The organism is Pseudomonas sp. CCI3.1 (assembly GCF_034313985.1).
In the GTDB taxonomy this organism is placed as follows: domain Bacteria; phylum Pseudomonadota; class Gammaproteobacteria; order Pseudomonadales; family Pseudomonadaceae; genus Aquipseudomonas; species Aquipseudomonas psychrophila.
Map to the genome: position 1 here is coordinate 5,126,438 of NZ_JAVIWO010000001.1, position 16,914 is coordinate 5,143,351.

18 protein-coding genes and 1 tRNA gene are annotated in these 16,914 nt (G+C 53.8%); 10 read left to right on the forward strand and 9 right to left on the reverse strand.

What is annotated here, in order from left to right:
- The first annotated feature begins 90 nt into the window (after window positions 1-90).
- Window positions 91-1,278, forward strand: coding sequence for an XdhC family protein (locus RGV06_RS23590; RefSeq protein WP_322151563.1), 1,188 nt, complete (start codon window positions 91-93; stop codon window positions 1,276-1,278).
- 224 nt (window positions 1,279-1,502) lie between these two features.
- Complete coding sequence (locus RGV06_RS23595; RefSeq protein WP_019826120.1) at window positions 1,503-2,012, forward strand: DUF1993 domain-containing protein; 510 nt, start codon at window positions 1,503-1,505, stop codon at window positions 2,010-2,012.
- 56 nt (window positions 2,013-2,068) lie between these two features.
- Here the strand turns inward: RGV06_RS23595 and sstT are convergent, their stop codons facing one another.
- Window positions 2,069-3,301, reverse strand: coding sequence for a serine/threonine transporter SstT (gene sstT / locus RGV06_RS23600; RefSeq protein WP_322151564.1), 1,233 nt, complete (start codon window positions 3,299-3,301; stop codon window positions 2,069-2,071).
- A 282-nt stretch (window positions 3,302-3,583) separates the two neighbouring features.
- Between sstT and RGV06_RS23605 the strand changes: the two genes are divergently transcribed.
- Window positions 3,584-4,747: an MFS transporter gene (locus tag RGV06_RS23605; RefSeq protein ID WP_048352391.1), complete on the forward strand. Its 1,164-nt coding sequence runs from the start codon at window positions 3,584-3,586 to the stop codon at window positions 4,745-4,747.
- On the opposite strand, the gene nhaR is transcribed toward RGV06_RS23605, so the two are convergent.
- Entirely contained in the window at window positions 4,734-5,633 is a 900-nt protein-coding gene (gene nhaR / locus RGV06_RS23610) for a transcriptional activator NhaR (protein WP_019826115.1), read from the reverse strand. The genes RGV06_RS23605 and nhaR overlap by 14 nt on opposite strands.
- 136 nt (window positions 5,634-5,769) lie before the next feature.
- On the opposite strand from nhaR, the gene RGV06_RS23615 reads away from it, so the two are divergent.
- Together RGV06_RS23615 and RGV06_RS23620 are read left to right on the forward strand one after the other, a co-directional pair.
- Window positions 5,770-6,009, forward strand: a complete 240-nt coding sequence (locus RGV06_RS23615) for a hypothetical protein (RefSeq protein ID WP_046809267.1) — start codon at window positions 5,770-5,772, stop codon at window positions 6,007-6,009.
- Window positions 6,010-6,041: 32 nt separating this feature from the next.
- Window positions 6,042-6,797, forward strand: a complete 756-nt coding sequence (locus tag RGV06_RS23620) for a TerC family protein (protein WP_019826113.1) — start codon at window positions 6,042-6,044, stop codon at window positions 6,795-6,797.
- An 887-nt stretch (window positions 6,798-7,684) separates the two neighbouring features.
- Here RGV06_RS23620 and RGV06_RS23625 read toward each other — a convergent pair.
- Complete coding sequence (locus RGV06_RS23625; RefSeq protein WP_019826110.1) at window positions 7,685-7,852, reverse strand: hypothetical protein; 168 nt, start codon at window positions 7,850-7,852, stop codon at window positions 7,685-7,687.
- Window positions 7,853-8,076: 224 nt separating this feature from the next.
- Between RGV06_RS23625 and RGV06_RS23630 the strand changes: the two genes are divergently transcribed.
- The gene (locus RGV06_RS23630) at window positions 8,077-8,754 is read left to right on the forward strand and encodes a peptidase C39 family protein (protein ID WP_322151565.1); all 678 of its coding nucleotides are present in this window, start codon (window positions 8,077-8,079) and stop codon (window positions 8,752-8,754) included.
- Between the two features lie 120 nt (window positions 8,755-8,874).
- Here RGV06_RS23630 and RGV06_RS23635 read toward each other — a convergent pair whose 3' ends face one another.
- Window positions 8,875-10,158, reverse strand: a complete 1,284-nt coding sequence (locus RGV06_RS23635) for an NAD(P)/FAD-dependent oxidoreductase (protein ID WP_019826108.1) — start codon at window positions 10,156-10,158, stop codon at window positions 8,875-8,877.
- A gap of 184 nt (window positions 10,159-10,342) precedes the next feature.
- Between RGV06_RS23635 and RGV06_RS23640 the strand changes: the two genes are divergently transcribed.
- Window positions 10,343-10,419: transfer RNA gene (locus RGV06_RS23640), tRNA-Val, on the forward strand.
- A 109-nt stretch (window positions 10,420-10,528) separates the two neighbouring features.
- Here the strand turns inward: RGV06_RS23640 and RGV06_RS23645 are convergent.
- From RGV06_RS23645 to RGV06_RS23660, 4 genes are all read right to left on the reverse strand, one after another.
- On the reverse strand, window positions 10,529-11,665 hold the full coding sequence (locus RGV06_RS23645) for a tyrosine-type recombinase/integrase (RefSeq protein ID WP_322151566.1): 1,137 nt from the start codon (window positions 11,663-11,665) through the stop codon (window positions 10,529-10,531).
- Window positions 11,665-11,898 (reverse strand): hypothetical protein, encoded by a 234-nt coding sequence (locus tag RGV06_RS23650; RefSeq protein WP_048401696.1) that lies wholly within the window; start codon window positions 11,896-11,898, stop codon window positions 11,665-11,667. The genes RGV06_RS23645 and RGV06_RS23650 overlap by 1 nt, the downstream gene beginning before the upstream one ends.
- 35 nt (window positions 11,899-11,933) lie before the next feature.
- Window positions 11,934-12,164 (reverse strand): hypothetical protein, encoded by a 231-nt coding sequence (locus RGV06_RS23655; RefSeq protein ID WP_322151567.1) that lies wholly within the window; start codon window positions 12,162-12,164, stop codon window positions 11,934-11,936.
- 163 nt (window positions 12,165-12,327) lie between these two features.
- Window positions 12,328-12,759 (reverse strand): hypothetical protein, encoded by a 432-nt coding sequence (locus RGV06_RS23660; protein WP_322151568.1) that lies wholly within the window; start codon window positions 12,757-12,759, stop codon window positions 12,328-12,330.
- 178 nt (window positions 12,760-12,937) lie between these two features.
- On the opposite strand from RGV06_RS23660, the gene RGV06_RS23665 reads away from it, so the two are divergent.
- Both RGV06_RS23665 and RGV06_RS23670 read left to right on the forward strand, forming a co-directional pair.
- Complete coding sequence (locus tag RGV06_RS23665) at window positions 12,938-14,029, forward strand: PIN domain-containing protein (RefSeq protein WP_322151569.1); 1,092 nt, start codon at window positions 12,938-12,940, stop codon at window positions 14,027-14,029.
- Window positions 14,026-14,835, forward strand: a complete 810-nt coding sequence (locus tag RGV06_RS23670) for an HNH endonuclease (protein WP_322151570.1) — start codon at window positions 14,026-14,028, stop codon at window positions 14,833-14,835. Before RGV06_RS23665 ends, RGV06_RS23670 begins: the two co-directional genes overlap by 4 nt.
- Here the strand turns inward: RGV06_RS23670 and RGV06_RS23675 are convergent.
- Window positions 14,832-15,773: a DNA cytosine methyltransferase gene (locus RGV06_RS23675; protein ID WP_322151571.1), complete on the reverse strand. Its 942-nt coding sequence runs from the start codon at window positions 15,771-15,773 to the stop codon at window positions 14,832-14,834. The two genes, RGV06_RS23670 and RGV06_RS23675, sit on opposite strands and share 4 nt — an antisense overlap.
- A gap of 190 nt (window positions 15,774-15,963) precedes the next feature.
- Between RGV06_RS23675 and RGV06_RS23680 the strand changes: the two genes are divergently transcribed.
- A complete protein-coding gene (locus RGV06_RS23680) occupies window positions 15,964-16,890 on the forward strand; it encodes a potassium channel family protein (RefSeq protein WP_322151947.1) in 927 nt (308 codons plus the stop codon).
- Window positions 16,891-16,914: the final 24 nt, after the last annotated feature.

The window sequence follows — 16,914 nt, forward strand, 5'->3', positions numbered from 1 at the left end:
GTTCTCCACGATGACGTGTGGCGCTGTTTTTAACGAATAAACTGCGGCGATGGTACGGCAATTAATTGAATAAGGCTGGGAGCGGCGGTCATGTCTGATTTGTATTGCTTGCTTGATGCACTGGATCACGCCGACACAGGCAATGTCGATGTGGTGTTGGCCACGGTGGTCAAGGTTGAAGGTTCGGCTTATCGGCGGCCGGGTGCAAGGATGCTCATACCGCGTTTCGGCCAGGCAGTGGGCACTGTCAGCGGAGGTTGCCTTGAACAAGAACTGGTCAGGAAAGCCTGGTGGCTGACTGAATCGGGAGAGCCGGTGATCCGCTGCTACAGCACGGCGGCGCAGGACGATGACGACCTCGATGAAGAAGGCGCAGAACTGACTTTTGGTCTGGGCTGCAATGGTACGGTGCATGTGCTGCTTGAGCGCCGAGAAGCGGGTAAGCCATCGTTGCTGCATACGCTATTGCAAGGTGTACGCACAAGCGGGCAGCCCGCCGCGCTGGCGACCGTGTTATCCGCAGAAGACAAGTACCGGGTCAAAATGGGGGCCCGGTTAGGGGTGGGCGCCCAGTTGCAACTGTGTGAGGGATTTCATTGTGAGGTTTTGGCAAGCAAGGTTCAGGTAGATTTGCTCGCGACCCTTGCGTGCAAGAAGTCGTCGCGAATGATCTATGAATGCGGTACGGGCGCCGTTGAGGTATTGCTGGAGTACATAGCACCCCAGCGCCGGCTGGTGATTTTTGGCGCCGGCAACGACGCCCAGCCGTTGGTGCGCTTTGCCACTGAGTTGAACTGGCAGGTGCATGTGGTGGACGGGCGGGCTAATTTTGCCCGCGCCGAGCGTTTCCCTTGCGCCCACCAGGTTCTGGTTGCGCCCATCGATCAGGCGTTCGATTTAAAGGCGGTAGTGGACGGCGCTGCGGTGGTGATTATGACCCACAGCTATCGGCAGGACAGGCACTGGCTCAAAAACATCCTGGTCTGCGCGCCCGCTTATGTCGGGCAGCTTGGGCCTAAAGAGCGCACGGAACGCCTGCTTCACGATATAGAGGCAGGACCCGCAGGGGCGCACGTCCATTATCCCATGGGGCTGGATCTGGGGGGTGATACACCAGAGAGTGTTGCCCTGGCCATTGTCAGTGAAATCAGCGCTTGCCTGAACCGGCGCCAGGGCGGGATGTTGAAACACCGCAAGACCACGATTCATGAGGCTACGCAGGTTCAACTCACGGCGTTGTCTGAGCCGTTACAGGTCGCAGGAGTTGGACACAATTGATCGGACAACCAAGCACACCGGTGGTGACGATGATATTGGCAGCTGGGGGGGCGGAACAAAATGCTCCTGGCGATCGAGGGCCAGCCTAGGGTCTGGTAAGTTCTTCTGGGCGACCTGGCGCTCTGCGACCAAAAGCTACAGGTTGATCTTCATACACCAGATGACTACAGGCGTGTCTATAATCGCCGCACATCCAATCCCGCCCACAGACTGTCGAGACTTTCATGACTATCTCTCTGTACGCCGCTTCCGTTCCTGTCTTCAAGCAAATGCTCAACGCCCTGAGCGGTGTTCTGACCAAGGCTGAAGCTCACGCGACGGCCAAGAACATCGACCCAAGCGTATTTTTGCAAGCGCGTCTGGCGCCGGACATGTTCCCGCTGGTGCGTCAGGTTCAAATCGCCGTTGATTTCACCAAGGGTGTTTCGGGCCGTCTGGCTGAAATCGAATTGCCGAAGTACGACGACAGCGAAGTGACCTTTGCTGACCTGCAAGCGCTGATCAGCAAGGTGCTGGCCTTTGTTGACGGGATCAAGCCTGAGCAAATCGACGGCAAGGAAGGCATCGAAATCATCACCCGTCAGGGCACTCCGAAAGAAAAACGCTTTACCGGCCAGGCTTACCTGCTGACCTACGGCCTGCCGCAGTTCTTCTTCCACGTGACCACTGCTTACGCGATCCTGCGCCACAATGGCGTTGAAGTCGGCAAGCGCGACTACATGGGCGCGTTCTAAGCAAATCACCTGTGGAGGCGGGGCAAGCCCGGCTCCCACAGGTTTTGCTGATTGACTCAGCCCTGCTGCAGGGTTGAGTCTTCCTTGGCCATGCAGGCCGCAGCCGTAAACAGTACGTCAGTGGACGAGTTGAGCGCGGTTTCTGCCGAATCCTGCAGGATGCCGATGATGAAGCCCACCGCCACGACTTGCATCGCAATCTCGCTTGGAATGCCGAACAGGCTGCACGCCAACGGGATCAACAGCAGCGAACCTCCCGCAACACCCGATGCGCCACAGGCGCAAATGGCTGCCACGACACTGAGCAGGATGGCTGTCGGAATATCGACCTCAATGCCCAATGTATGGACTGCGGCCAGGCTCAGCACCGTAATGGTGATCGCCGCGCCCGCCATGTTGATGGTTGCGCCCAGCGGGATGGAGACCGAGTAAGTGTCTTCGTGCAGGCCCAGGCGTTCGCTCAGCGCCATGTTCACCGGAATGTTGGCGGCCGAACTGCGAGTGAAGAAGGCGGTTATCCCGCTTTCGCGCAGGCACAGGAATACCAGCGGATACGGATTGCGACGCAGCTTCCAGAACACGATCAGCGGGTTGACCACCAGCGCCACAAACAGCATGCAACCAATCAGCACCGTCAGCAGGTGCAGGTAGCCCAGCAATGCGCCGAAACCCGAGGTCGCCAGTGTTGAAGCCACCAGTCCGAAGATGCCCAGTGGTGCAAAGCGAATCACCACGCGCACGATCAGCGTAACGCCGTTGGACAGGTCGCTGAGCACGGTACGGGTGGTGTCACCCGCATGGCGAATGGCAACCCCCATCCCGATAGCCCACGCCAGAATGCCGATAAAGTTGGCGTTGATCAGTGCGTTGACCGGGTTGTCTACCACGCTCAATAGCAGGCTTTGCAGCACTTCGCTGATACCGCCGGGTGCGGTAATGGCGATGTTTTCAGTGGCCAGCACCAGGTTGGACGGAAATAGCATGCTGGCGATAACGGCCACGACCGCAGCGGCAAAAGTACCGAACAGGTACAGAACGAGGATGGGTCGGATGTGGGTTTCCTGGCCGTGTTTGTGGTTGGCAATCGATGCCATGACCAGAACAAACACCAGGATGGGGGCAACGGCTTTCAAGGCGCTGACGAACACCTTGCCGATAAAGGACACCGAGAGCGCTGCGGAAGGCGCAAGCCAGGCCAACAAAATGCCGGCGATCAGACCGATCACAATCTGGGTCACCAGGCTGGTGCCCTTGAGCTTCTGCAGCAAGGTAGGTGGAGCATCAGTCATAGGGTTTCTCTAGTTGTTCTGGGTGGTGCGTTGAAAAAACCATGGGGCGATCAGCGGCAAACGGGCGGGCTGATCGACGCAAGTCGGCGGGAAGGCTAACTTTATCATAGAGATGTAGGTGCTTTCCTACGCAGGGGCAATCTGCCACATCGGCGATAGAGCGCGTCCCGAGCAACATGGCTTAGGGTTGAATCATTCTGTTAACATTGCGTATCCCCTACTTTTCTTCAAATCAGCGTGCCTTTCTGGCTTTCGCTGGTCTCGTTGTCTCTGGAGTTATTCATGCTGTTGCCCATCCTGCTGCTGTCCGCGGCCGGCTTTACTGTGCTCACTACTGAGTTTGTGATCGTCGGCCTGCTGCCTTCGATTGCCCGCGACCTTGATGTCAGCGTGCCCCAGGCCGGTCTGCTGGTGACCTTGTTTGCCTTTACGGTGGCCGCCCTTGGCCCGTTTTTGACCGCCTGGTTTGCACGTTTTCCGCGAAAGCCGCTGTTTATCTCGATTTTGCTGATGTTCGCCTTCGCCAACACCGTGGCGGCGCTGGCGCCGAATATTTGGGTGATGGCCTTTGCGCGGCTGTTGCCGGCACTGGGCTTGCCGGTGTTCTGGGCCCTGGCCAGTGAAACGGCAGTGGATATCGTAGGTCCGGATTATGCCGGGCGCGCGATTGCCAAAATCGGGTTCGGGATTGTCTGTGCGACGGTATTTGGCATTCCGGTAGGCACCTTGATCTCTGATGCATGGGGCTGGCGTAGTGCCTTCGCCATTCTGGCTGTGGTTGCGCTGGCCAAAGCCATGCTGCTGTGGATTTACCTGCCAAACACCCGTGTGGTCAAAGAGACCGTCACCCTCAGGTCGCAATTCGGCTTGTTGCGCAGCCCTTTGATGATCGGCCATATCGTGTTGTCGGTGCTGGTGTTCAGCGGCATGTTCACCGCTTACACCTATCTGGCGGACATCCTTGAGCGGCTGGCGGGGTTTGACGGGACGTTGGTGGGCTGGTGCCTGATGGGCTTTGGTGCGGTCGGTTTGATTGGTAACTCGTTGGGCGGGCGCATGGTCGATCGCCATCCGCTGATTGCCTCGATGGTATTTTGTGCCTTCATGATCGGGGGGCTGGTGGCCTTGGTGCCCAGCATTCACTCAACCCTGGCCCTGGCGGCGGCGATGGGCATTTGGGGCGTGAGTCAGGCGGCAATGTTCCTGGTCAGCCACGTGCGCTTGATGAAAGTCGCGCCCCATGCCCCGGCATTTGCGGCGTCGTTGAATATCGCCGGGGCCAACCTGGGTATTGGCCTGGGGGCTATGGTCGGTGGTCGGGTGATAGATAACTATGGTTTGGGCAGCCTTGGGTTTGCCGCTGCCGGGTTTATCCTGATCTCGATTTTGCTGGCGCTGCTGCTGATGACCGCAAAGGTGCGCCCCGTTTGCGTCAGCGCGGGGTAAACAATTCGCGTCGGGCCCCCTCGGTGATGGCAACGATGCCGGGGTGGCGGATTTTTCGCTCGACGGTAATGGCGTAAAACGATTCGGTCACAGCCTCGGTATGGCCGATCAACTCAACGTCAAACTGGCGTATCACTTCCTGGGCAATCACGCTGGGGGCAATGAATACGCCGATCCCGGATTGGCCAAAAGCCTGCATCAGTGCACTGTCATCGAATTCACCGACGATCCGCGGCTGTATCTGCTGCTCGGCCAGCCAGCGCAGCAAGCGGCTACGCAACACGGTTTCGGGCCCAGGAATCAGGAGTGGCGCGCCTTGCAGGCACTGCGGAAAGTTTTCTGAGTAATGCTTGGCCAGGGCAGGGGTGGCGAAAAAACTGATGCCGCACTCGCCCAGTTTTTGACTGAAGCCCTTGATGTCGAGGTGGGAGGGCATCGGGCTGTCGGAAATCACCAGATCCAGACGTTGAATGGCCAGGTCTGCCAGGAGCCGGTCCAGCTTGTCTTCACGACAGGTGATACGGATCGGCTCATCCAGTTCCATGGTCGGAGCGATCAAGCGATACACGATCGACTTGGGCACCACATCGGCCACGCCTACCCGAAACAGAATCTGCTGCTCCTTGGGCGCCATGCGCAGCATGCTTTCCAGCTCGATACCGACTTGAAAGATCTGCTCGGCATAGGGCAACACCTGGCGCCCGGTCTCAGTGAGCTCAAGTTGGCGCCCGACCTTTTGAAACAAGGGCAGGCCGTAGGTGTCTTCCAGCAGGCTGATTTGCCCGCTGATGGTTTGCGGGGTGAGGTTCAGTTGCTCGCAGGCGCGAACGATGCTGCCGGTTTTGGCCACGACCCAGAAATAATGGAGTTGACGGTAATTAAGCATCAGCGCTGCAACACTTCGTAAAAAACGAAGTATAGCGCTTATAAATACGAATTTTACTGAAGTGTTTGATTCTCTAGAATCCCGCGTCATGCGCAAGCCACCCCAGGTGGTCGTCGGTTTAGAGAGGAAAAAGATCATGAACATTAAAAAATCAGGTGTTGCACTACTATTGTCGGCAGGCTTGTTGCTCATGACCGGTTGCGATCAGGCTGAAAAAGCGGCGCAACAAATGTTGAGCAAGACTGCTGAATCCGCTAAACAGGCAATTGATGACACCCACAAAGCAGCTGAACAAGCGCTCAGTGATGCCACGGGTGGGCTGATTGAAAAAGAAAAGCCTGAGCAAGAAAACGAAGAATCGTCCAAAGCTATCTAAAACCAGTCTTACTGCAGAGTCCGAGCACACTTATGGAATATCTTTTACAACTGGCTGCCAGCCCCGCAGCCTGGGTCGCTTTAGCCACGTTGATTGTGATGGAAATCGTGCTGGGCATCGATAACCTGATCTTTATCTCGATTTTGACCAACAAACTGCCAGAGCAGTACCGCACCAAAGCCCGTCGCATAGGGATTGGCATGGCACTGATTCTGCGACTGGGCTTGCTGGGTACCATTGCCTACATCGTTCAATTGACTACGCCGGTGTTTGAAGTACTGGGCAAGGCCTTCTCGTGGAAGGACATGATCCTGATTGCCGGTGGTTTGTTCCTGGTGTGGAAAGCAACCAGCGAAATCCACCACAGCATGACTCCGCAGGCGGAAGAAAAAACCGAGAGCGTGTCCTCGAAAGTCACTTTGGGTTTTGCCGCGGCTATCGGGCAGATCTTGATGCTGGACCTGGTGTTCTCCATCGACAGCATTATTACTGCCGTAGGCATGACCGAGCACTTGCCGATCATGGTGATTGCAGTCGTAGTGGCAGTGCTGGTGATGTTGCTGGCTTCGGAGCCTCTGGCCAAGTTCATCAATGACAACCCGACCGTGGTGATGCTGGCGCTGGCCTTCCTTATCATGATCGGCATGACCCTGATCGCCGAAGGCTTTGGCGCCCATGTACCTAAAGGATATGTGTATGCGGCGATGGCATTCTCGGCCACTGTTGAAACACTCAACATTCTGGCGCGGCGGGTACGAGAAAAACGTCAGGCTGCCCTGGTGAAGTAAGCGGACATTGCTGTTAAAAAGCCGTCCACCCTGTATGGGGTGGGCGGCTTTTTTGTGGGAACTTTCAAATCCTGGGTCTGCCTCACAATCCGATATAACCGCTTTCCAGTTTTGTGTTTATCGAGCCGTGTGCGTCTAAGCGTTTTGGGGATGTAATGAGTCAAGTAATAACAAGCTATTAGTAACTTATTACGTTGACCGCTGTGACTACCCGTATGGGGGCTGATGTACCTGATGTGTAAACATCCAGTATTAAATGGTGGTTTTATTGTGTACTGCGCAGATCCTTAAATGCTAATCATCAGCATTTAAGGAGTTTGATTATGTCGGATGTTCTCCAGTTAGGCGCTACCTTTATCGGCGCTCGGCCAGCCAGCAAAGGGTATTCAACTTTCACATCACTCAACCTATCAAATTAAAGGGCAGGAAATAAAATCGGAGGATTGTGGGTGAGCGCCTCCAGAGTCGCTGTACTAATAATGACGATCTTTGTTCAAGGGTGTGGGGATAACTCCGATGTCTCCTGCCCAGAGGCAGACCGTATCTTTTTTGACAACTCCATCAAAGGTCATTTAGAGCGTAATCCGGGGGAGGGTGGGTTGCGCATTACCAGCCAGACGGTGAGGCAATTTACGACAGTCACAACAACTGGTGGTCTGTGCCCTTCGTTTCAGACGCGAGACAAATGATTGCTATTGTGAGTTGTGATGGGCGCGTAGAGCTTTCCGAGCGGCGTTAAGTCAATTACTTGCGGGATTCAAAAGCAGGAGTTCAAAAGGGAGTATTCAGCCGATAACTCTTGCAGCGCGGATATACAAGTATTTCAACGTGTAGCGTTGAGTTTCTGAAGTACAAGAGCCCATTAGCTCCCCCTGTTTGAGTAGGTGCTAATGGGTTTTTGCTGCGCCAACCACCAGTTTTTCAGGGGTGTCCAGCGGTTTGGCCTGCACCTGCGGGTGGTGATGGCGACTGATGCGCATCAGGCCCCAGAGCATGGCACCGGCAACGGCCAGCCAGCCTGTGATCAGCAGGAAAATAGTGAGTATCGGGCTCATCAGTGCCTCCTTTGCCCCCTACGGGCTCAAACACACGCTAAGCAGTGGACAGTCTAGTCTGTGCAGTGTTGCAGTCTATTGACCGAAGGTCGTGTTGGACTAACAGATTTGCTCTATCTCGACGATTGGGCTGTGGCTTAAGGCTATACCTCGCCTTATTGGCGCCCTATGATCGTCGGCCATGGCAGTCCTTACGGTCTGGCGTTCATTCAAGGCGAGGGAATATGCAGGCTGTAACTGGATTGATATCAGCGCGAAAGTGGCTGGCGGCGTTGTTAGCGTTGGTGATTGTAGGGTGTGCCAGTGTCGAATCGCCCGAGTTTCGGCGTTTGCCTGAGCGAGTCGAGCTCAATGGCGTGCCCTTTTTTCGCGGTAATGCCAATCAAGGTGCCCCGCAGACATTGGCCGGCATGCTCGGCGAGCAACGGATCAGAATCACCCCGGGGCTTTTGGTCAAGCCGCTGAAACTGCCGGAGGCCGAGGCGTCGTTGCAAGGCAGCATAGAACAACTGGCGGCTGGCTATGGGTTGATGGTTTACCCGCTGGACACGTCCTTGCATGCATTATTGGCCCAAGTGGCGGCAGGTTATCCGGTCATGTTGCGCTTCAATGACGGAACACTCTGGACAGAACCGCGCTACGGGATGCTTGTAGGGTACAACCGCGCCAAGGGGACGGTGCTGTTGCGGGCAGGCATGGAGCGGCGACGCCTTATGGACTTCGATACGTTCGAGTCAGCCTGGAAGGATGCGGGTGGTTGGGCGGTGTTGATCCTGTCGCCGACACAATTACCAGCCAATGTCGACAAGGCCCGCTGGTTGAAAGTGGCCAATGACCTGTCCCGCTCCGGTCAGGAACAGGCAGGGGCCAGAGCCATCAAGACCCTTGAGTCCCGCCCATAATTTGCGCGGGTATGCATCGCGAGCAGGCTCGCTCCCACAATCATCCCAGCACGGCTCGAACTCTGTGGGCGCCGAAGTTGAAGTGGGAGCGAGCCTGCTCGCGAAGGCACTCAATGACAGTCAAAAACCAAACTTGTCCCGCAGGCTGTAGTACCACGCACCCAAAGCGGTCAGCGGTGTACGTAGCAGTTGTCCGCCGGGGAACGGGTAATGAGGCAGGTCGGCAAAGGCATCAAAGCGCTCAGCCTGACCGCGCAGGGCTTCGGCCAGCACTTTGCCGGCCAGATGGGTGTAAGTCACCCCGTGACCGCTGCAGCCTTGGGAGTAATAGATGTTGTCACCGATACGTCCGACCTGAGGCAAGCGCGACAATGTCAGCAGGAAGTTACCCGTCCAGGCGTAATCAATCTTCACATCCTTGAGCTGCGGGAAGGCCTTTAGCATTTTTGGCCGGATAATCGCCTCGATATTGGCCGGGTCCCGCGCGCCATAGACCACGCCACCACCAAAGATCAGTCGCTTGTCACCGGACAGGCGATAGTAGTCGAGCAGGTAATTACAGTCTTCGACGCAATAGTCCTGGGGTAGCAGCGTTTTGGCCAGCTCTTCGCTAAGGGGTTCGGTCGTGATGACCTGCGTGCCGCAGGGCATGGATTTGGAGGCCAGCTCGGGGACCAGGTTGCCCAGATAAGCATTGCCCGCAACGATGATGAACTTGGCCCTGACCTTACCCTGAGGCGTATGAACCACAGGGTTGGCACCGCGCTCAATACGGATCGCAGGTGACTGCTCGTAAATCTTGCCGCCCAGTGACTCGACGGCGGCTGCCTCACCCAGTGCCAGGTTGAGCGGGTGGATATGCCCACCACTCATGTCCAGCAGCCCGCCCTGATATTCGTCACAGGCAACCACTTCACGGATCCGGCGCTGATCCAGTAGTTCCAAGGACGTGTTGCCATAGCGTTCCCAAAGCTTCTTCTGAGCTTCCAGGTGGCCCATCTGTTTGCCAGTGATCGCAGCAAACACCCCACCGTCTTTCAAATCGCACTGGATCTGATACTTGGCCACCCGTTCACGAATGATCTTGGCGCCCTCAAAGGCCATATCCCCCAGCAGTTGCGCCTGCTTGGCACCCACCGTGCGCTCGATCACATCGATATCGCGGCTATAGCTGTTAACGATCTGGCCGCCATTACGCCCCGAAGCGCCGAACCCCACCTTCGCGGCTTCCAGTACCGTGACCGTGAAACCGGCCTCCAGCAAAAACAGCGCGCTCGACAGTCCGGTGTAGCCGGCGCCGATCACACAGACATCCGTCTCAACCTCACCCTGCAGGGCAGGGCGCTCAGGAGTCGAATTAGCTGAAGCCGCATAGTAGGACTGGGGATAGGGAGTGTTCGACATTCTGCAGCCTCTGTTTTATATTTTTTACGAGTGCGACCGATGCTACCTGAGTTGAAATCCCCCCGCCAGCCACTGGCAGATGAGCTTTTTTGTGGGGAAAATAAAAAATTCGACTATTCATAGGGTTAGCTGCAAAAAAGGTGTTGACACCCCTCCGCAAATCTATAGAATGCGACCCCACAGCAGGCACGTAGCTCAGTTGGTTAGAGCACCACCTTGACATGGTGGGGGTCGTTGGTTCGAGTCCAATCGCGCCTACCAAACAAAATCCGCTCTGCTGGGCGGTCTAGAAGGGCTCACCGAAAGGTGGGCCCTTTTTTGTTGTCTGCGATTTGCAAAACTTTTGCAAAACTTTTGCAAAACCCCCACCTCAAAACGCCAAATCAGCTCCCACCTCCAGGTACTCGATACCTTTCGCTGTGTGCCCATCCTGATAGTGTTTAGTCATCTTCGCGTCCGCGTGGCCCATCAGCGCCTGGATGTATTCCTGCGGGAAATTCTGCTGCTCATATAGCCATGCGCCCAAAGCGCGGATCTCGTGAAAGGTGGGTCGTTCGGTGGCCGGAATATGGTCATACGCATGCGCCGCGTCACGTGCCTTGCTGAACTCGTTGCTCAGATAGTTCGGAGTGACCGAGGTCCAGTGATCCTTGGCGTCTATCTGCTCACGCCTTCTCGCCTTGGGCCTGTAATGAATCAGGTAGGGCGAAGCCACAGGGGAGCGCAGACATTCGCTCACAACCTCTCGTAGAGCCTTGCCCATTTTGATCTGCAGGTGAATGGGGTTGTCATAGCCCTGAGTCTTGCCGGGCGAAACCTTGATCGTATTGTTCTCAAGGTCGACTGCGGACTTGAGCCACGAAACGATATCGTCCCGCCGCTGCAGACTGGCCAGCGCCAGGCGGATGGCGCGTTTCAACCAGAGTGGCGTGGTGTCCGCGTTCGCAATCGTCATCAGGCCCGCCAGCGTGTGTCGCTGACGCTTCTTCTCGGCTTCCTTTTTGATCAGTGTCAGCTCGGCCACGTTGCGCTCAGCCAAACCCTTGGCCACCGCGAAGGCAAAGATCTGGATAAGCAGGCCGCGGTGCTTGGTGTAAGCGTTGTTGCTGAAGCCGTCCAAGTACTCTGCGACCGTAAGCACATCTAGCTGGCCGATTAGTTGATCTCCCAAGTCCTGCCGGTAGCGCTCAAGCTTGAACTGGATCTCAACCAGGGTACGAGCGGCATAGCCACGATCTTTCAGCCATTCGGCCTCAAAGCGCTCGACCAGGTTGCGCATCGTGGGCAGGCGATCGCCTGTCAGGATCATGAGCAACTCACCGTCACCGGCCATCACAGGGGCCAGCTTTGCGTTGGCAGCTCTGGCCAGCTTGATAGCGTCTTCCAGCGGGCGGTTAATGCTGGTCATCAGGCCGGTGATGGGGTTGCGGTACCGCCAGTATTTGCCGTTGGGGTAGAGGTTGGGGGGAAGCTTGCGGTTTTTGATTGTGCGAGGCCGAGAAGCCATTACCCAAGCTCCAGCATTTGAGCGAGCAGCGGATCGCTCGACCCCATAATCGCGGCCTGCAGGTCTACGAAATACATCCCGCCTTTTACCTCCCCCAACACTTCGCCTTCCTCTATCCATTTTTTGAGTTGTTGCAAGCTCGGCTTGCCGCCTGCGTAGCGCAGTTTTCTGTATTCACCGGCCTCCATCAAGCGAGGGAGGCGGGCAGTGATCTGAGCAATGATCTTTGCCATGACTGATTCCTGTTCCCGGGTGGGGCGATGTTGGGTTAGGGGGCGAGTGGGTTCTTGCGGAATGCCCAGTCGTGCGCGCATTGGCGGCAGCGGCCGAAGAGGCGGCCTGTGGCTTTTAGCGCGTCGTCCGGCGTTACGGCGCTGACCTTTCCGGCTTGCACTTCATAGTTTTCAGTGCCAACAACTTCTTCTTTGATTTGCATGTTGCGGCCACCGCAACGGGTGCAGCGAGCATCGATGTGCTCGCCGATGTTCTTTGTGGTCATTCCTTCTCCCGTGCGCGCCGCACTGCCGCTTCGGCTTGGCGCAACTTGCTGCATTTGATGTGGTTGCCGTGTGCACGTGATCTGTCGCATTTGTCGCAGATCGTTTGCAGGTCAAGCGCTTGCATGGGAGCGCCACTTATCCGAACTGTTCGGCGGAGGGCGGTCATGCTGCCTCCGTTATGGCCTGTCGGAAGACGGGTAGGGCGCCGGCCTGCTCGCGTATAGCGCGCATTCCCTCGATGTCGTATCCCCAGATGTTGCAGTCATCAAACCGCTCAGGCCCGAGATAGCCAGGGTGCAGTGGCTCGCCGGTGCGGATGTAATCTCGGAACCTTTCTATGAGCGAGCGAAGCGTGCCGCCATGGCTGAACCCACGCCACCTTCCTCCCCAGTTTGTTTTGTGAATGAAGATCCGCCGGGAGCTGAAATCGTCGATGAACCAGATCTTGCCGCGCTGATCGACTTCCATACAGGCGTAACGATTGGCCTTCTGGTTGAAGAAGAAATGCCGGCCGTGATTGCCAATGATTCGAATTACTTGGTTAACCTGCTCGGTGCGCTGTTGCTTCAGGGTGAGTTTGTTTCCTGTAGTCATGGGGTGTCCTTGCCGGGCAATGCCCAAGCGTTTGAGGGTGGAGGATTCTCGAGGTCGGAGACATCAGTAGTGTTTGTTAGGGCTGACTCCTTTCTATTATCTATGTGAGCTATGATGGCTTTTTGCCCAGCGGAGTATTCGCTGAGGTTCCGAGGCATAGATCAAAAAGGACGCACCGGTGACAGACTTTGTATTGGAAACAAAGTATGTGTTTGTTGACACTAATATCTATGAAGGTAAGAACTTTCAGTTTTTAACTTACGAGCTTGAACGTTTGTCATTGTTGGCATCTGCGGGTGAAATTGTTTTACTAATGAGCCCTATTATTGATTTTGAGATCAGGAATCATATAAAGGCTGGAGCTGTTAAGGCCGCAAAAAGCATCAAGGACTTTACAAAAGAGGCAATGGTTCTTAGAAATACAACAGAGCTGCCAGTTTCAGGTGTTTTTGAGCGTGTGTCCGCATTAGATATATCCACTGCTCTACTTGAAAATTATAGTCGCTTCATCGAGTTGGCAAGGGCAGAGGTTATTTCTTTTGAGGGTGTTAATCCGGCTGAGGTGTTTGAGCGTTATTTCTTAGAGCTTGCTCCTTTTAGTGAGGGGAAGAAGCATGAATTTCCTGATGGGTTTGTATGTTTTTCATTGTTGAATTACTCTCGTCAGGAAAACGCAAGAATATATGTTGTAAGTGACGATCGTGATATGCGAAATTTCTGTTGTGAACATGAGTCATTAATTTATTTGGATAGCCTAAATCCAATAATTGATGCTTTGGCTCATCTGGGTCCATATGAGCCCGCTAGTTTTGCAGATCAAATGTTTGATCGCTTGGAGTGTAAGATCGTTGCAGCTGCAAAACATTACTTAAATAGTTTGGAATTTGATACTGATCGAATGATTGATGATGTTATAGCTCAGAGTTTTTCTTTTGAAATGCTTCAAGTGCTAGAGCGTGATATGTATGAGGTGAGAGTTGGTCACGCAGAGTACGATGTTGTTATTGGTTTGGAAGTTTGGGCTCACCAAGTAGTTGATGATCTTGGAGATTTTGAGTCTGAATGGTGTTTTGAGGAATACATAGGTGTTGAGCGGTCACGGCAAATTTCTAAATTTAAAGCCGTGGTCGATATGCGTGTAATGTTGGTTTCAGAGGGTTATAAGCTGGAGTCAGTATATTTATGTGATGTTGATCCAGTGCTACGAAGCGATCTTAGTTTGCAAGATGCGTTTTCTGTTGAGATTCTAGCAGAGGGGTCGGCTCTATGATTCTAAACAACGGTAGTGGTCTTTTTGATCTGGTTGGTCAGGAAGTTATTTCGAAAAGAAATCTGTTTGATCTTATTCAGTTCTCTAAGGTTAAGTCCTCATCATATTGGGGAGGAGCATCCTTCTGGATTAGTAATACTCCTCAGCAGGGTATTAATTGGATTGGTGAGTTTCCAGCGCTTATGGGTGTCATTATAAAGGTGCGTCCTGGTAGTTATGAGGGTGATGGTTGGGCTGATAGTGATAAGGTGTTGTATCACTATTCGTTCAAGGCGAGAATGGGGGTTATTTCATATGAGGAAAAAGCTAATCAGGCTCTAATAAGACAGCCACAGCATTTGTATCCAATTTTCCTGTTTTCAGACTTTGGAAACAACTGGAGTTTCGAGGGGCGGTTTGAAGTCTTCGAGATAAAGGATGCATGCGTAGTTCTTCGGCGTCATGAAAAACCTGTAGATCATGCTGCTCCCAATCAAGTTGAGAAGTATTATGGGGAGGGGGATAGAAAGTATGTCTCTCATTTGATGGCCGAGCGAAGCGCTGCAGCGGTTTCAGCAATCAAAGCCTCTGCGGATTGGGTCTGCGAGATATGTGATCTTAACTTCGAGGAGTTTTACTCGTTTCCATATATTGAAGCGCACCATAAGATACCAATATCTACCTATGTTTCGTCACAGCAGATTGCGCTCTCTGATTTAGCACTGCTATGCGCCAATTGTCATGCGGCCGTTCACCTACACATGAAAAAGACACCGATGGATTACTATGAGATTAAGGAGGCTTTGAAAAAGCGCATAAAAAATTAACTGGTTAACTGCGCCTGAATGCGACAGCCTATCCATTTTATAACCAGCACGGCTTTGCTGTTTCCAATGGCCTTATAGCGTGGTCCATCGGGACATGCATCTGAAGGTTTTCCCCTCCAAGGGATTAGCGTGTAGTTATCAGGCAGTCCTTGGCAGCGTTCCCACTCGACTGGTGTTGTCCGTCGCACTCCTGAGGCCTCCAGTACATATGCCTCTCTGTCATCGAGAGAGCCTCCCCCCTGAGCCGTGAGAGTAGGATGAAGTTGGCGCTTCTCCGGCCATCCCGGCGAGAAATCCCGGCGAGCGCCTTCTCGCTCAAAAAGAACCGCGGTGGGATCGAACCCGTCTCGAGCACTTGCGACAACGAACACACGACGGCGTCGTTGGGCCAGGCCGAAATATTGGGCGTCCAAGACCCGCCATGCGATTGTTCTTTTGGGTCCATACACACAACCAGCGTCCTCCCATTTTTTCCTTGGAGGCTGCAGCTCGCAGTCCTCCCCAGCAAGCGCGCCAAGAAAGTATCCGAAGGCGTTGCCTTTATCGCTGAGGACGCCGGGGACGTTCTCCCAGACAATGACACTGGCGGGTTTTCGCTGGCCAGCGCGAACATAGTCAACTGCATCTGCAAGCTCCACGTATTTGATGGTTAGGGCGCCGCGCGGGTCTGTGAGGCCTTCGCGCATACCAGCGACCGAGAAGGCCTGGCACGGGGTGCCGCCGACTAGTACGTCCGGTGCCGGGATCTTTCCGGCAAGCACCAAGGCCGCCAGCTTGGTCATATCGCCGTGGTTCGGTACGTCGGGGTAGTGGTGCGCTAGGACCGCCGAGGGGAACGGCTCAATCTCTGCGAACCAGGCGGTGCGCATACCGAGCGGGTGCCAGGCTTGGGTTGCGGCTTCAATGCCGCTGCAGACGCTTCCGTAGGTCATAGGCATAATGGCTCCTAGTAGCCATAGTTTCGGTTTATGGCTAGTGCGTCGATTCAAAGAAATTAAAATCTCTGCTCTAAACTGTCACATCAAAGGAAGCGGTCGGAGGAAGCCTTTAAACGCAATACATTCCAAGAATTTTCATGGATAGCATCGTGAGGGCAATAAGTTGGGAAAGAATTCTGCGTTGAATCTAATGGCAGAGCCGGTCATTTTTGGTTTAACTTTTATAGCGCTAGTGCCTATTTTTGCTTTAGTGTACTGCGTTATTGGGGGGCAAGATTTTATCGGTGAGCCTAAAGGCTTTGTCGATTTTTTTTACTTTAGTGCTGTTACAGCTACAACTCTAGGTTATGGCGATGTTTCGCCAAAAACCGAGCTTGCGAGGTCGCTAGTCTCGTTGGAGGTTTTGTTGGGTGTCGTTTGTGCCGGTTTGTTTCTTAATGCTTGCTCATATCGACTTTCTGTCAGATCGGCAGCAGAAGAGAAGGCTAGAAACGAAGTTTTGCTTAGGTGGGAGCGATATGAGGTCAACAAAGAAACTTTATCGAGTTTTCATGAAGTTATAATGTTCCGATTGGAGAGGTACGCGGTCAGACTTTGGCTGTTAACAAATACGCCAGATGAAAGGGGGGAGTACTCTTTGGATAAGGTTATTGGGTTAAATGGTATTGTTGCTCACGACTTTCAATTTAGGGATTTTAGATTTCTTCATATGGAAACGCTGCTGGCAAGAGATGCTTTTCAAGCTTCTATAGTAAGCTACTACTTTAAGGATTTGAGACTATTTGTTGATGCCTTGCGAGACCTCTTGAAGTTTTCTCGATTGAATGATTGGTCTAAGTTGCGTAATGATTGCTTAGACTTTTTGCACGCTTACGAACACTTGGATTACTCTGAGTCGATCATGAAGTTTGAGCAGATGAGCAAAGAGGATGGCAATCTAGGGCGTATGATATTTTCACAGATTGAATCTGCGCCAGAGGAGGTTCCTGAAGTAAAGGGGGCTGATATGCTCGATTCGTACGTCTGCCTTTACTATTTGGCCAAGAAAAGCGTAGAGTTTTGCCGTGAGTACCTTGAAACAGTTGACGATATACTCGATTCTTCATGCCCGGAATGAAGTGGTTAATCTTCCGGCTCAGTA